General features: G+C 40.4%; 15 protein-coding genes. 4 read left to right on the top strand and 11 right to left on the bottom strand.

Going from position 1 to position 16112, the window contains the following annotated elements:
- Positions 1–29 precede the first annotated feature (29 nt).
- The 4 genes from nosZ to nadK form a co-directional block, all read right to left on the bottom strand.
- Positions 30–1922, bottom strand: coding sequence for a TAT-dependent nitrous-oxide reductase (gene nosZ / locus AC1EU2_RS07110; RefSeq protein WP_480297404.1), 1893 nt, complete (start codon positions 1920–1922; stop codon positions 30–32).
- A 51-nt stretch (positions 1923–1973) separates the two neighbouring features.
- A complete protein-coding gene (gene nosR, locus AC1EU2_RS07105) occupies positions 1974–4064 on the bottom strand; it encodes a transcriptional regulator NosR (protein WP_480297635.1) in 2091 nt (696 codons plus the stop codon).
- A gap of 283 nt (positions 4065–4347) precedes the next feature.
- Positions 4348–4644: a c-type cytochrome gene (locus AC1EU2_RS07100; RefSeq protein ID WP_480297402.1), complete on the bottom strand. Its 297-nt coding sequence runs from the start codon at positions 4642–4644 to the stop codon at positions 4348–4350.
- Between the two features lie 181 nt (positions 4645–4825).
- On the bottom strand, positions 4826–5704 hold the full coding sequence (gene nadK / locus AC1EU2_RS07095) for an NAD(+) kinase (RefSeq protein WP_480297401.1): 879 nt from the start codon (positions 5702–5704) through the stop codon (positions 4826–4828).
- Between the two features lie 98 nt (positions 5705–5802).
- Between nadK and grpE the strand changes: the two genes are divergently transcribed.
- Both grpE and AC1EU2_RS07085 read left to right on the top strand, forming a co-directional pair.
- The gene (gene grpE, locus AC1EU2_RS07090; protein ID WP_480297400.1) at positions 5803–6393 is read left to right on the top strand and encodes a nucleotide exchange factor GrpE; all 591 of its coding nucleotides are present in this window, start codon (positions 5803–5805) and stop codon (positions 6391–6393) included.
- Positions 6394–6917: 524 nt separating this feature from the next.
- Entirely contained in the window at positions 6918–7457 is a 540-nt protein-coding gene (locus AC1EU2_RS07085) for a hypothetical protein (protein WP_480297398.1), read from the top strand.
- A gap of 75 nt (positions 7458–7532) precedes the next feature.
- On the opposite strand, the gene rpoD is transcribed toward AC1EU2_RS07085, so the two are convergent.
- From rpoD to rpsU, 4 genes are all read right to left on the bottom strand, one after another.
- Entirely contained in the window at positions 7533–9359 is a 1827-nt protein-coding gene (rpoD, locus tag AC1EU2_RS07080) for an RNA polymerase sigma factor RpoD (RefSeq protein ID WP_480297397.1), read from the bottom strand.
- A gap of 194 nt (positions 9360–9553) precedes the next feature.
- A complete protein-coding gene (gene dnaG / locus AC1EU2_RS07075) occupies positions 9554–11284 on the bottom strand; it encodes a DNA primase (protein WP_480297395.1) in 1731 nt (576 codons plus the stop codon).
- 174 nt (positions 11285–11458) lie between these two features.
- The gene (locus AC1EU2_RS07070; protein WP_480297394.1) at positions 11459–11902 is read right to left on the bottom strand and encodes a GatB/YqeY domain-containing protein; all 444 of its coding nucleotides are present in this window, start codon (positions 11900–11902) and stop codon (positions 11459–11461) included.
- A 6-nt stretch (positions 11903–11908) separates the two neighbouring features.
- Entirely contained in the window at positions 11909–12124 is a 216-nt protein-coding gene (gene rpsU / locus AC1EU2_RS07065) for a 30S ribosomal protein S21 (protein ID WP_006080725.1), read from the bottom strand.
- Between the two features lie 230 nt (positions 12125–12354).
- Between rpsU and tsaD the strand changes: the two genes are divergently transcribed.
- Complete coding sequence (gene tsaD / locus AC1EU2_RS07060) at positions 12355–13368, top strand: tRNA (adenosine(37)-N6)-threonylcarbamoyltransferase complex transferase subunit TsaD (RefSeq protein ID WP_480297387.1); 1014 nt, start codon at positions 12355–12357, stop codon at positions 13366–13368.
- A gap of 86 nt (positions 13369–13454) precedes the next feature.
- Entirely contained in the window at positions 13455–14582 is a 1128-nt protein-coding gene (locus AC1EU2_RS07055; RefSeq protein WP_480297386.1) for an anthrax toxin-like adenylyl cyclase domain-containing protein, read from the top strand.
- Positions 14583–14637: 55 nt separating this feature from the next.
- On the opposite strand, the gene AC1EU2_RS07050 is transcribed toward AC1EU2_RS07055, so the two are convergent.
- The 3 genes from AC1EU2_RS07050 to AC1EU2_RS07040 form a co-directional block, all read right to left on the bottom strand.
- Positions 14638–15183, bottom strand: coding sequence for a hypothetical protein (locus AC1EU2_RS07050; RefSeq protein WP_480297384.1), 546 nt, complete (start codon positions 15181–15183; stop codon positions 14638–14640).
- A gap of 112 nt (positions 15184–15295) precedes the next feature.
- A complete protein-coding gene (locus AC1EU2_RS07045; protein WP_480297383.1) occupies positions 15296–15646 on the bottom strand; it encodes a DUF3147 family protein in 351 nt (116 codons plus the stop codon).
- Between the two features lie 76 nt (positions 15647–15722).
- Positions 15723–16109 carry a DUF3192 domain-containing protein gene (locus AC1EU2_RS07040; protein WP_480297381.1) on the bottom strand — a complete coding sequence of 129 codons (387 nt, stop codon included), beginning with the start codon at positions 16107–16109 and terminating at the stop codon, positions 15723–15725.
- Positions 16110–16112: the final 3 nt, after the last annotated feature.

Here is a 16112-nt window from a genome sequence, read left to right as displayed (position 1 = left end):
CTCATAAGAGGCTTGAGTAATGGTTAAGCTTACGCTTCTACCAACATACGACCACGCATTTCCATATGTAATGCATGGCAGAACCAGTTACAGTAATACCACTGTACACCCGGCTTATCGGCAATAAAGGTAATTGAAGACGTTGCTTGTGGGCCAACTTCCATTTGCAAACCGTGGTTTGTCATACAGAAACCGTGCGTCACATCTTCAACTTGGTCTAAGTTCGTCACTACGATAGTAACTTCATCACCCAATTTCACTTTGAACTCAGTTAATCCAAAGTTAGGTGCGATAGACGTCATGTAAACACGAACTTTGTTACCGTCACGGATAACTTTGTTGTCCATTTCAAGGGTTACACCGTCTTTCTTCGCCATAGCGACAGTAGGTGCAAAAATTGGGTCATCACGTGTCCAAAGTTTCTTAGGCTTCAACTTACTGCGGTGTACGATCATACAGTCGTGTGGCTCAGCGAAGGTTGGGCCATCGTGTACCAGTTTCATTTCGTCACCAGAAATATCAATCAATTGATCGTTTTCAGGACGTAATGGACCAACAGGTAAGAAACGGTCTTTTGAGAACTTACAAAGTGAGATTAACCATTTACCATCCGCATCACGTGATTCACCCGCAGACGTATGGTTATGACCCGGTTGATAATGAACATCTAATTTTTGACGTAGATAGTTCACTTTTTTACCTTGGTAATGCGCGATCGCATCTTCTACGTTCCATTTAGCGATTTGGCTATCTAGGAACAAAGTTGTATAAGCGTTACCACGGTTATCAAATGCTGTATGCAGTGGGCCTAAGCCAAGTTCTGGCTCAGCAACGATAGTCTCACGTGGCTTGATTTTGTCATTGAACAGATCATCCAACTTATCAATGGCAATCACAGAAACGGTTGGAGAAAGCTTACCGTTGGCAACAAAGTATTTGCCGCTTGGAGAAGTATTCAGACCATGTGGTGATTTAGGTACTGGAATATAACGAGTCAGCTCAGATCCTTTACGACCGTCAACGACTGGAATGTCATTGCCGTTATAAGTTTTGAAGTTACCCGCTTTAACAGCAGCTTCACAACGTGCAAGGTTAAATACCACCACGTGATCGCGCTCAGCTGAAATCATTTCGCCTAAGTTCATACCCATTTCTGAGTTATAACACGTCGACGCAAAGTACTTACCGTCGTAATCAGCATCCGTATTATCTAAGTTACCATCTACCATGACTTGGAAAGCCACTTCCATACTTTCTGCATCGATAACATTGAATAGTGAACGATAGGTGCTGACATCTTCCAATGACTCTTTGCCATCATTGTTCATTGGAATCTCAAATTCACCATTACAAATTACATATTTAGTGTATGGGACTTTTTGAACACGCAGACCGTGAATTGCTTGTACGTTAGGCACAGTTAGCATTTTATCGGTTTTCATTACGTCACAACGAATACGAGCAACACGGGTGTTGGCTTTATCGTTGATGAAAACGTATTTACCGTTATAGTGGCCGTCAGTCATACTCATGTGTGGGTGATGTGAATCACCAGCAAGTAGGTGAGCGCTGTCGCCTTTAATGGCTTTACTTTCGTTGGTTAAACCCCAACCTGTTGCACTGTCTACGTTGAAGACTGGAATACGCATTAGTTCACGCATTGAAGGAATACCTAAAATACGTACTTCGCCTGAGTGACCACCACTCCAGAAGCCGTAGTATTCATCCAATTCACCTGGGTGAACGAAAGGGCTGTTTTTACCAGCCTCTGAAGCTTGAGCTTTTGCCATTGAGGCAAACATTGCAGCCGTCATTGGTGCAGCAACAGCGCCGGCACCTAAAAGAGCTGATTTACCCATGAACCTGCGTCTGTCGACGTTTTGGACTTCTTGTGAAAGTTCCTTGTTTTCTTTGTCTTGCATGGTGCATCTCCATTGTGGCTACCGGCGTAGCCATTTAGTAGTAATTTCTGTTTAACCAACGTTTACTGCTGGTATTTGTTCTTCGTTTTTTCGGCGTTTATAGGCCATTTTTTTCAACGGTGGACATTTTTCTTCGTCGTAGTACGTCACCTGACAATCAAGGCAGTAATGACATTCCCGCATGTTGATCTCACCATTGGGATAAATTGCTTGGATTTCACATTCTTTGGCGCAAGTTTGGCAAGGTTGACCGCATTCTTTACGACGCTTCAACCAGTCAAATAAACGAATACCGTTACTGAAGGACAATGCTGCGCCGAGCGGGCATAGGTAGCGACAGAAGGTTTTTCGGTTAACCAAATTGATGAGGATTAATGCGCTGGCATAGATAACAAATGGCCATTCACGATCAAATTTCAGTAAGAATGTGGTCTTAAACGGCTCTACTTCAGCGAATTTTTCAGCAAGGGCTAGAGAGTCAAGTGATAAGCCAAATAGTCCGAGTAGGACTAAATATTTAATTGCCCATAAACGTTCATGGACGGCAAACGGTAATTCGATTTGTGGCAGCTTTAACCAACGTCCGAGTACATTGACTAATTCTTGTAGGGCACCGAATGGACATAGCCAACCGCAATACACGGCGCGCCCCCAAAGGACAATGGTTACAGCTGCAGCGCACCAAAGGGTGAAAATTACTGGGTCAAGTAAAAATAAGTCCCACGAGAACTTAGACATCAATGAGTTCAAGAAAGTGAATACATTGACCACTGAAAGCTGTCCGCCCCACATCCAGCCGATGCACACTACAGTAACTAAAAGATACCAGTGACGTAATTGATGCATAAATTTAGGGTATTTAACCAACACATCTTGGAAGAACAAGATAAGCAGTAGCACGATGACTAACAGTGAAATCACAACTACTTCAGGTGTTTTCTCTTTCCAGACTTGTTGAACCAAAGTCAATTCAGGCTCTGGATAAATAGCAGGTGGCGTATCAACGTATTTTTCTAAAGGGTCATATTGACCTTTGAAACTGGTAAATATGCTGTCAACGGGGCCTGTTTGACGGCGAACAAGTAACTCGAATTCCCATATTGCACCTGGGTCAAACTCATGATGTTCTTGCGCTCTAAAGAGTGACATTTCTTTAAAGCTTGGTGCGCCATCGATGTAAATATCAGTAAGACGCTGGTGGTCCAAGTCGCGAAATGCAATGGCATTTTCATTTTGATGAACTTGGATACGGTCAAAGATACCGCCACGAACATAACCTGAACCTTTAAATGAATAACCGTTACCGAATAGTGCGATCAGGTGCTCACCCGATTTCAATTGTTTCATTTGGTAGTCGTATTCAGCATCACCTAATAGATTGCGACCGATGGTTGGAATATCGACAAGCGTGTAATAGATTTCGGCAAACTGATCTTGTTTCTGATTTGGTTCAGCGTTTTCAATGAATTCTGCAGTGGTGCCAACAAAAGCTTGATCGACTTTTCCTCTGTTTAAAAACAACTTGCGAATCGAGCCGTCACCAGTCAGCGTCGTCCAGTCCGTTTTTTGAAAAACATCTTGTTTGATGGTTGAAATCGGTTGAATGACTTTCGACTTTGGCTCGATGATACCTAAAGAAATTGCCGCTTTATTTGCCGCTTTTACCACAGCAACATTCATTACCATTACGGTTACAGTTGCACCTGAAAGGCCATCAATATTGACTGTACCTTCAGTTTTATTGCCGCCGACTTTTAATCTGTCAGTAACTGAAAGCCCTTTATATTGAGCTGCAAAATCATCAAGTTTACTGGCTGGAATGCCGGCAAGAATGATAGGTTCATGATGCTCAAGTACTTTTGCATCAACATAATTGCCCTTCGGATCTATGATGACCAGCATATTAACTGGTTCACCTGAATAAGCGGGGATTTTTGCTATATCATTAGTTTCAAAGGCATAACCAAGAATTTCATCATTTTTGTATATTGGCCTGACAAGCGGGTCGCCTTGCTTATCGCCGATTTTTGTCGCATCGGGATAAACTTTTTCAATTAATGGAAGTGGATCTTTTGGCGGGCTAACAAATAAAGCATTCGCATTAAATGCACACAATACTAGAGTAATACTTATAAACATCATTACCCAGTAAGGCAGCTGACTGCGTTTATCGAAAAATTTGTTCACGTTCCGAGCCTTCTTTTCGAGGTTCATTGTCTCGATATAAACTGCGACAAAATGTCGCACCGTGAAGGCATCTTATCTGGTTATTTTTTGTGTAACTTGATCAAGGTCAATTCACATAGCGATTCTGAATACTAGGTGTATGATTTATGAGATGAGTGGGGTGTATTACAAACTGGGAGGGAAATCTTGGATATTGATTATGCCATGTACAAAATTTGCACATGGCACAAAAGAAAGCTTATTTTAAGCTCTCATAGTATGCTGCTACGTTAGCCATATCAGCATCACTTAATATCATAGCCATAGGTGCCATAACTGGGTCTTTACGAGTACCGTCTTTAAACGCTTTAAGCTGTTTAACGATGTACTGAGCTTTCTGACCTTTAAGGTTAGGATACATAGGGATCATAGAAATACCATCAGCACCGTGACATGCAGCACAAGTAGCAGACTTTGCTTTTCCAGCTGCTACATCAGCAGCGATTGCTGGCATAGATAGCGCACTAGCTACAGCAAGGATTAATAGCTTTTTCATTTTAGCTCCTTGGAGTTTGTTCCAAAATATTATTCTTACAACATTGATTGTTTTTGCACCAAAGTCACACTTTACTTCGGCTAACGTGTGCATTATGCCATTTTTATGGCAGTTTTTGGTGCAAAAAGTAAAAAAATAATAACGGAATGTAATTAACTGTAATTGACTTTGAACAAGTGAATTAAAAAAGTTTACTACCCCAGCCAAGTTTGTTTCTCAAAACGTGAAAGTAATTGTGCCCCTTAGGGTGGATAAGCTTAAGCTGGTCAGGGCTTTGGCTAATAATAATTTCATCGCCGGGGAGTACAGCTAAGTGTACATGTCCATCACAACTCACTTCTAAATTGTCGCCATTGTCTGGAGAAACGAGCAATTTAATCGTGCTGTTAGCGTCAATAACAATAGGACGACAAGACAGAGTATGTGGAAACATAGGAACCAAAATAAGAGCATTTAAATTAGGCGTTAAAATCGCACCGCCAGCAGAGAGCGAATATGCAGTTGATCCCGTCGGTGTGGATACAATCATTCCGTCGGCACGCTGACTGTACATAAAGATATCATCGATATAGACTTCAAACTCGATCATATGAGCTATCTTACCTGGGTGAAGTACAGCTTCATTCACTGCACTGTTACAGGCTTTTAATTTTCCGTGACGGTGAACTTCAGCTTCGAGTAAAAAACGGTGTTCTACTTCATACTCACCATCTAGAACATGATTTAAGCAAGTTTCAAAGTTATCAGGCGCTAAGTCAGTTAAGAAACCTAAGTTGCCACGGTTAACGCCAATCACTGCGATATCAAAGCGTGATAAGACTCTTGCTGCACCTAGCATATTACCGTCACCACCTACCACAATAGCAAGATCGCAACGATTACCGAGTTCAAGCAGATCCACTGACGTTGCTTGTGGTGCAACATCTTTAGCTACCCGTTCTTCAACGACAACATTAAGGTGTTTTTTGTTCAACCATTGATACAAAGACTTTAGTGTTGCGTTAGTGCCTTGATGATGTGGCTTACCAATAAGGCCAATAGTTTGAAATTTTCTGGTCATATGCTTAGTGATAGCTGATTTCTACTTGAAACGCCAAAAATGATCCCCATAATATGCGCATAGTATATAGAAACAAAGTATTTTCGGCTGGAGTAATAATGAATAGTGAATCTGAGAAGCCACAAGCAGAACCATTAAATGAGTCTGTTGAGCAAGTAGCAGAAGAAACGGAAGCGAGCCTTGTTGATGAACTCACTCAAGCTAATTTTCGCATTGAAGAATTAGAAAGAGCATTAGCTGAAGCAACAGCTAAAGTTGATGAACAAAAAGATGCAGTGGTACGTGCAGCAGCTGAAACAGAAAATATTCGTCGCCGTGCGGCTATGGATGTTGAAAAAGCGCGTAAGTTTGCGTTAGAAAAATTTGTAAATGAATTACTACCAGTCTTAGATAATATGAACCATGCAGTAGCTGGTTTAAATATTGAAGATGAAGAAGGCCCTATGAAGGCACTTCATGAAGGCGTTAATTTAACTCGTAAAACGTTAATGAATGCCGTTGAGAAGTTTGGTGTTAAAGAAGTTGATCCTCAAGGTGAAGCGTTTAATCCTGAACAGCATCAAGCCATTGGCATGCAACCTAGCCCAGATTTTCCTGCCAATACGGTTATGGCTGTTATGCAGAAAGGTTATCAGCTGAATGAGCGTTTATTGCGCCCTGCAATGGTAATGGTTTCTCAAGGAAGCTAATTACTTTATATTAATATGAGAAGAGCGTTTATTAGCTTTTCTCATATTAAAATTAAATTAAATTAAAATTAATGATAATTAAGTTCTTATAGTTAATGATGGTTTTCATCATTGCTATATAAAAATTTACCGATACTGCTTTTATTTACAATTAAACAAAAAACTGCAGTAATTAATATTTATTTTCTAGATAGATATTTTAAACTTCTTATTCTTTTTATCACCTTTACTCGACAGGTTACAGCCATAATAGCCTGCCCAGTTTTTATTTTTTCCTGTTTTCAACCTAAATATTACTCTATACATGTTAAGTTTAAAATCTCGATTTTTTACCCTTTTAAATGTTAAAGATGTATTTTTATTTTTATTTTTTATGAATTTTAAGATTGAAACTAGAAAAAAACTTTTCCTAGACAACTTTCAATATCATGACATTATCTTTTTCGCTTAAGTGAATTTTTATCGTAGTTAATGAAACATCTTTATTATTTCTATTACTTCAGTGATTATTATTAGGAGGCGTCATGCTTCAATCTTCAAAATTATCCTTAGCAGTTTTACTTGGTGCTTCAGCCTTTGCTTCTAATTTCGCATTTGCTGATGTTGCTGTTGATGCTCCATCCTGTGCTGGCCATGTCATGACTGTTAATATCCATAATGGACTTCCTGGACAGGTTTTATATTTTAGTGGTACTGGCTCAGATGGTGCGAATTCTCAGAGTGGTAAACTGTCAATAGTACCAGTTAATATTGCAAAAAATGGAATGGGCGCTGATCACAACGTAAACATTTGTTTTGACCAAAAAATGGGTGAAGATAACAGTACTTTCACTTTTAACCTTTCACCATACGTAGGCAAAGATCCCGATACTGGGAACTCAGTATTATTAAACCCAGAGACCGTAACTTTTAGTAATGCACCTTATGCAGACCCACAAACTGCAGGTTCAAATCCAACGTTTTTTGGTAGTCAGGAGCATAGAACCGTTACGGCTGGCCTGATGCATAATAGTAAGACTTGTGATGATAAATCCTGCCAAATTGAAGTAGATTACACACTATAGATGTTTATTTAACCGATAAAAAAGGCTGATTAACATCAGCCTTTTTTACATCAAATTGCTACTTATTTATCTATCTTATTCATCCAAGAAAGACTTCAAAATTTCTGAGCGAGAAGGGTGACGAAGCTTACGTAATGCTTTTGCTTCAATCTGACGAATACGCTCACGGGTAACGTCAAACTGCTTACCGACCTCTTCAAGCGTGTGGTCAGTATTCATATCAATACCAAAACGCATACGAAGTACTTTCGCTTCTCTTGCAGTTAAGCCTGCTAACACTTCATGCGTTGCATTTTTAAGACTTTCACCTGTTGCGCTATCAAGCGGCAATTCGAGGGTAGTATCCTCGATAAAATCACCTAAATGCGAATCTTCATCATCACCGATAGGGGTTTCCATGGAGATAGGCTCTTTAGCAATCTTAAGTACCTTACGGATTTTATCCTCAGGCATTTGCATACGTTCAGCAAGTTCTTCAGGTGAAGGCTCACGACCCATTTCTTGCAACATCTGACGTGAAATACGGTTCAACTTATTGATGGTCTCAATCATGTGAACCGGAATACGGATGGTACGAGCTTGGTCAGCAATAGAACGAGTAATCGCCTGACGAATCCACCAAGTAGCATAAGTTGAGAACTTATAACCACGACGGTATTCGAACTTATCAACTGCCTTCATCAGACCGATGTTACCTTCTTGAATTAAATCCAAGAATTGTAAACCACGGTTGGTGTACTTCTTAGCAATCGAAATTACCAGACGTAAGTTCGCTTCAACCATTTCTTTCTTAGCGCGGCGAGCTTTTGCCTCACCAATCGACATACGACGGTTGATGTCCTTAATTGCCGAAATGCTAAGACCTGTTTCTTGTTCAACAGCATGTAGTTTAGTGATACAGCGTAAAACGTCATCTTGAACACGGCCTAGTGCTTCTGAGTATGCTTTACCTGCATTTAATTCAGTTGTAAACCATTCAGAGCTCGCCTCGCTTCCGCCGAATAACTTGATGAAGTTTTTCTTCGGCATTTTTGCATGTTCAACAGTGAATTTCATGATCAAACGTTCTTGAACACGAACTCTGTCCATCATGCTACGCATGCTCTTAACTAGCATGTCGAACTGTTTTGGCATTAAGCGGAACTCTTTAAAATCTTCGCCAAGTTCGAATAATGCTTTTACAGAGTGGTGGTTATCGCGACCTTTTTCTGCAATGGTGTTTTGTGCTGTTTCATAGAGATTACGAAGTTGAGTGAATCGCTCTTTAGCTTCTTCAGGATCAGGCCCTTTGTTGCCTTCTTCCTCTTCATCATCATCGTCATCATCGTCGCTATCGAGTTCCTCTTGAGGAAGCTCTGAACCTACGTGGGTTGCCGTTGGTGCGACATCATCTTCATCAGGGTTTACAAATCCAGAGATAATATCGGATAAACGAATTTCTTCGGCTTCGTATCTGTCGAATTGCTCAAGCATCATTGAGATGGCTTGTGGGTATTCAGCAACTGAGCCTTGAACCGTGTTAATCCCTTCTTCGATGCGTTTTGCGATTACAATTTCGCCTTCGCGGGTCAGTAGCTCTACTGTACCCATTTCACGCATGTACATACGAACAGGGTCAGTGGTGCGACCAATTTCGCTTTCCACTGTTGCCAGCGCAGCTGCAGCTTCTTCTGCTGCATCTTCATCTGTGCTGTCTTCCGACATCATGATTTCATCGGCATCCGGTGCTTCTTCAAACACGCGTATACCCATGTCATTTATCATCTGGATAATATCTTCGATCTGGTCTGAATCGACCATGTCTGCAGGTAAGTGATCGTTCACTTCTGCATAAGTCAGGTAACCTTGTTCTTTACCTTTGGCAAGTAACAGCTTAAGTTGCGACTGCGGAGTATGATCCATAGATATCATCCAATTTGGGTAAAAGTTGGTAACAGTTTACGACGAACTGCTAAAATTCTGGGCGTAACCAAGAATTACGCAAAGCGTCAATTATACTCGTGCTATAGCAAGATGCAACTTGCTGTGTCACGAATATGTGCTCTTTTATACATCCTTGTATAAATCAAAAAGGTTAAAGAAAAGAAACGCCTTCTTTACTTCTGGCTTTTGATAATGGAGATCAGTTTTTGTAACTGAACTCGTTCTTCCTTCGTGTGTGTAGACTTCAAACTGAGCTCTTGATAACGCTGTTCTAAATATTGGTTATTTAACCAAACGAGCGACTTTTTAAACTCATGTTGAAGGTTTTCGTCCGTAATTTGGTGATCCCATTGCGCTAATTTCTTAAGAGTATTGAACTCTGGTTTATCTCGATAAAGCTCGATTAACTGAGCGCTGGTTAATTCCTCATTACGTGTTAAATCCAATAACTGGATCAACAAGTCCAACCCTGGCATTGATAAATGCGATAAGGCTGGTTGTATAGGTAGATTTGTACCTATAGTTGGCTTTTGCACTAAAAGCGAAATCGCTAAACGTAGTGGGGTACCACGGCCTTTTATGCCTTTGGCACCAAGTGGGTTTGCTTTAGCCGCTTGTGCGTTAAAACCTAATTTCTTTTTAAGTTCTTCGCTGCTGTTCATCCCGAGTTTATGGGATAAACTTTCCAACAGTAGGTTTTGTAAAATTGGATCTTTAATTTTACCAATTAAGTCCAGTGCAATTTTCGCAAACTTACTCTTATCACCATTAGCTTCTGAGCTCAAATTGGTGAACATAAAGTCATTGAGCGATTGCGCATTATTAATCAATTCTTCAAAAGCGTCTTTACCAATTTTACGTACCATAGAGTCAGGGTCTTCACCTTGCTCTAAGAACATAAATTTAATTTGATCGCCCGGCTTTAATAACGGTAATGCCGTCTCTAGTGCGCGCCATGCTGCTTCTTGCCCAGCTCTATCACCATCATAACAGCAGACAATCTGTTCAGCATTACGTAGCAAGAGCTGAAGTTGTTCTGCGGTCGTTGCGGTGCCTAGTGAGGCAACGGCGTAGTCAACATCAAATTGTGCGAGTGCAACAACGTCCATATAACCTTCGACAATCAGAATAGTCTTAGGGTTCCTGTGACGTTGTTTAACTTCATATAAGCCGTATAACTCATTACCCTTATGAAATATGGGCGTTTCCGGAGAATTCAAGTATTTTGGTGTGCCATCACCTAAAACTCGACCACCAAAACCAATGACTCGGCCTCGACGATCGCGAATAGGGAACATCAATCGGTCACGAAAACGGTCATAACGTTTACCATTATCATTTGCGATAACCATACCTGTGGTGACCAGCTTGTTCTGGGCATCTTGATTTTGGCGATATCGGCCTAAAAGATTATCCCAACCGTCAGGGGCAAAACCAATATTGAAATGCTCAACAACCTCTGAAGATAAGCCTCGATACTCAAGATATTTTTGGACTTTATCTTTGTCGGGATTCTGTTTGAGTTGGTTATGGTAAAAGCGGCTCGCTTCGTCCATTAACTCATACAAATCACGACTGACATTAGGATCTTTACGCTGACCTATGCCTTTTTCTTGTGGGACTTGTAATCCTAACTGTCCAGCTAAGTCCTCGATGGCATCGACAAACTCAAGTCGATCATACTCCATAACAAAGTCAATAGCGTTACCGTGAGCGCCACAACCAAAGCAATGATAAAACTGCTTGTCTTGACTAACAGTAAAAGAAGGCGTTTTTTCGCTGTGAAATGGGCAACAAGCAGAGTAGTTTTTACCTGCTTTTTTTAGTTGTACCTTACGGCCAACTAATTCAACAATGTCAGTACGAGCAACGAGCTCATTGATGAAATCACGAGGTATTGCCATAGTTCCACTTGATAAAGAAAATGTGTAAACCAGATAGTCTGGAAGAAGATAATAATCTTAGAAATTACAACTAAATAAGTCTAATAGTATTTTCTAAAAATATTAACTATTTAGCTTAGGTTTAAAACAAACAAGCCGCGCAAAGGGCACGGCTTGTTGTAACGTTAAAATGCTTTATTTCAATTTTGCACGAACTAGACCGCCAACGGCGCTCATGTCTGCACGTCCTTGAAGTTTGCCTTTCAACGCACCCATTACTTTGCCCATATCCGCCATGGATGCTGCGCCAACTTCTGCAACAGTTTCAGCTACGATAGCCTCGACTTCATCTGCAGTAAGCGGTTGAGGCAAGAAAGTTTCTAAAACAGAAATTTCCGCTGCTTCAATTTCGGCAAGCTCAGGTCGATTCGCTGACTCATATTGAGTTATTGAATCACGACGCTGTTTAACCATTTTGGTTAAGACCGCTATTACCTGATCATCATTCAGAGATTCGCGGGTATCCACTTCAATCTGTTTGATGGCTGATAATGCCAAACGAATTGTACCCAATCTTGCCTTCTCTTTGGCAATCATGGCTTTTTTCATTTGGTCTTTTAGCTGATCAATTAGGCTCATAACGGATTAGTATAAACGTACGCGACGTGCGTTTTCGCGAGAAAGCTTCTTAGCAAGACGCTTTACTGCAGCCGCTTTAGCGCGTTTACGTGCAGTAGTTGGCTTCTCGTAGAATTCACGAGCACGTACGTCAGCTAGAATTCCAGCTTTTTCACAAGAGCGCTTGAAACGACGTAGAGCTACGTCGAATGGTTCGTTTTCACGTACTTTAATGATTGGCATACGCCATCACCCCTTAGGTGTAAGTTGTGTCGAAAGTATCAGCTAAAAGCCGAAATCAATCGAGGTTGATTAAAAAATGGTTCGGAATTTTACACTCAGGACAGTTTGTTTGTAAAGAGGTAAACCGACAGATCATTTGATCATTTTACGATCTTAACTGATCTGCTGGTGTAATGATAACACAATCGGTAGAATTGCACGCCCTGTAGAATGTTAAGAATGATCAAAAAATGCGAATTTTAGGTATTGAAACCTCATGTGACGAAACGGGTATTGCCGTTTATGACAATAAACACGGTTTGTTGTCTCATACCTTATATAGCCAAGTTAAGTTGCATGCTGATTATGGTGGCGTTGTGCCTGAACTTGCCTCAAGAGATCACGTTCGCAAAATAATTCCACTAATTCGTGAAGCATTAAGCAAAGCTAACCTTAATTTTAGTGATATAGATGGCATTGCCTATACCAAGGGCCCGGGCTTGATTGGTGCAGTACTGGTTGGTGCTTGTGTAGGACGTTCACTTGCATTTTCACTTGGGATCCCGGCAATTGGTGTTCATCATATGGAAGGGCATCTACTTGCACCCATGCTCGAAGAAACACCTCCAGAATTTCCATTTGTGGCTTTGTTAGTTTCTGGCGGACATAGCATGCTGGTGGATGTTAAAGGCATTGGTCAGTATGAAGTCTTGGGCGAGTCTGTCGATGATGCTGCGGGTGAAGCTTTTGATAAAACGGCCAAATTGATGGGGCTGGATTACCCTGGTGGTCCACGTTTGGCAAAACTTGCTGCCAAAGGCGAGCCAGCTAAATACAAATTTCCACGCCCTATGACGGACAGACCTGGTCTAGATTTTAGTTTTTCAGGTTTAAAAACCTTCGCTGCAAACACGATTGCGGCTGAGCCAGACGATGAACAAACTAGAGCAAATATTGCCAGAGCCTTTGAAGAAGCTGTTGTTGATACGTTAATGATCAAATGTAAACGTGCCCTAAAGCAAACAAACAGAAAGCGTCTAGTGATTGCCGGTGGTGTGAGTGCAAACATTCGCTTACGTGCAGATTTAGCTGAAATGATGAAAAAACTGGGTGGTGAAGTTTTCTACCCTCGTTCAGAATTCTGTACTGATAATGGTGCCATGATCGCTTATGCGGGTATGCAGCGTCTGAAAGCTGGGCAAAATGAAGAACTTGCTGTTAAAGGTCAACCAAGATGGCCTTTAGATACGCTAGAAAAAGTGTAAATGCTCTATTATTTTTCTGTAATAAAATAGTAATTCGGTGGTACTTTTATGATCATTGTAAACTTTAAAAATTACCGAATTCCATTATGTATAGAGAGGAAGCTGCATTAGAGCACTCCGGAATTGTCCCGAACCATAAACAAGCGTTATTACAAACGGCAACTGAAAATAATTGTATTGTAATGGTTCGGCCTGTAAATAAACTTTCCACTGATCTTATCGCCGAAGGTTATGCCACTAAAGATCTGCATGTAAAAGGTAAGTCTTCGGATTGGGGGCCACAAGCTGGCTTTATTTGCTGTGATCAAAAGTTCAGTAAGCTAGCTAAAAAGAAGCCACAAGATGTTCCAAAGTTCAACGCTAAAGTTAAAGAGTCTCTTGTTGGGAATTATGCTAAGCAAGTTCCGCTTTTAATATCAGAAGATCGATTTAAATCGTTAATAAAGACCAAAATGCTGCATGTGATATCGCAAAATAATGGCATTTTTCAGGTGACAAATAACGGTGCGCCTCATCAAGAATTCATTCTTTATCCTAATACGCTGATGCCAACGGGCGATTACCCAAAGGTGTATCGTAAACACCTCAAGTCAATTCAAGTATTATTTAAACAGCTTCCATTGTTGAAACATGGATATTGGGTACTGGTTAAAGAAGACGCTTCAATCAATGAAATGATGGTGCTGGCTGAGTTTGAAAGTGGTGTCCCTCTAACCGCAGATTATGATTTATTCTGCGTTGCCCCCCATTTAAGTAACTTTTCGAGTGATAAAACTTCCGGTTTGAAATCGGCGGCGAATAAAGTACTTGCTGCACTGGCAACGAAAGAAAGACGCAATGCTGATGCAGATTTAGGAAAAATATCTGCTCTAACTCGTACAGTTAAAGATCAAATTAATAATAGAATTGGTGTAAAAAAGGTTGTCCACCATGGCTGTGAGGTTGATAACCCTGTTACCGAGTTAGATTATCCAGTTACTGCATTTACTCCTTGGAATCAGGTAATTGCTGCAAGTAATCAAAGTGAATTAGAAGCGATAATTAGAGATATCATTCGTTTAGGTTATGCGTTTTATGCAAACCGACTTTGGAGCCAAGCTGGAATCGTAAATACGAATCCTAAAGAGTCGGGGTACAGCAGAGACTATCAATGGAATACTAATATTTCGGCAGATGGATTATCAAACCTAGAAGTCCTTTCACCGAATCGATAGTGCTTTATATTTTTGCAGATGAAAATGAAATTAAGGAGCGATTGCTCCTTGATTTTTAATTGTCACTAAGCGCTGGGTTAGCGTAATTATTCTCGACAGGCTGCCCTTTAGTTGCAACGGTTACATTCAAGGTTTCAGCTTTTGTCGATGCTTGGATTTTATACGTCGTGAATCCTGGTTGTAAGCTTGTTATGCCGGAAAGAAAACCAAATGTTAGTTCGGTTTGGAATCTATCTAATTTTGGAGTAACACTTAAATTAGGTGTGTTTTCTGTGTCTCCACATGAGGTTAATCCAGCTTTACATCCTTGGGATTTAAATGACGTAGCTTCGATGTGTAATCTATCGCCACCCTTAAATGACTCTTTAGTAAAAGGCAAAGAGAATTGGTAGGTTTTGCCATTGTTACCATCAAGCTGAATGCATGAGTTAACTGGGATAATGTAAGGTTGAACTGCTGTGCCTGAACCTTGTAATCCTTTGAAGTCTTGTGCTTTAACACAGTTGATTTTTACTGTTGAATCATCAGCCAAAGCGGGTAATGAAAAAAAAGCTATAGATAGGGAAAATAACGCTCTTTTATTGAGAACCATACGTAACATGAGTCAAATTCCTCTGTTTAGGTAACTCATTGAGTATAGCTATTGAAAGTTGATTTACAATTGCAGTAACCGGGTTGCTTATTATCATTTATTTATAGTTATAACTGGATAATTACAGCAAATTGATCCCAAATAATTTTACAAATAAAGCAAAACCAAAAAAGCAGACAACAGAGATTAACGCACATAAACCTAATGTCACCCAAAAGCTAAATCTGGCGTGTAAAAATGGAAATGCCAAAAACATGGGTAGGGTAGGGACTACATACCAAAAAGTATACCAAGCATGGTTATTGAGTTTTTCTGTGCTCTGGCCTTCTACGTACATCCAGATTAAGGCCAAAATTGTCACCATAGGTAAAGCCGCAAGCAATGCGCCTAATCGATCACTTCTTTTTGCGACTTCAGAAATTGCAACGACTACGGCAGCCGTCAATAGGTATTTTGTGATGATCCAGTACATGTTATATCGAATACAAAAGATTGAGTGGTTCAATATAACATGTAGTGATAACGAATAACCTTAACGGGTTCGACTATTATAACGTTATCTCAGAATCAAGATATTGCTGGTAAGTATCTTCACCCCAAGCAACTAATTTGCTGTTAATGAAAAGCAGAGGAGTACATTCGTCTTTTGTTGTTTTTCCATCACCTTTTTTATGATGAGTACGGTAAAACAACACCAATAAGTTTTTTTCACCAGACGTTTTTGCTTCGCTAAAGTCTGCACCACCTAAAGACTGCCTCACAGAGTCAATCGATTGCCCTAGATTTAATAGAGTCAGGCTTTGTTGGTTGTGGGACTGTCTGTCTTCCCAATCCATGTCTTCTAATGTTGGCTCATGAAAAAACATGGTAATGCCAACAAACATTAAATATGAAATAAAAACGAAACCAATCACAACTGGGGCTTTAGAGTTCATCTT

It is taken from the genome of Parashewanella sp. 2304DJ23-3 (assembly GCF_056591695.1).
The sequence above is the reverse complement of the archived record's forward strand: the minus strand, read 5'-3'. Positions and strand labels throughout refer to the sequence as shown.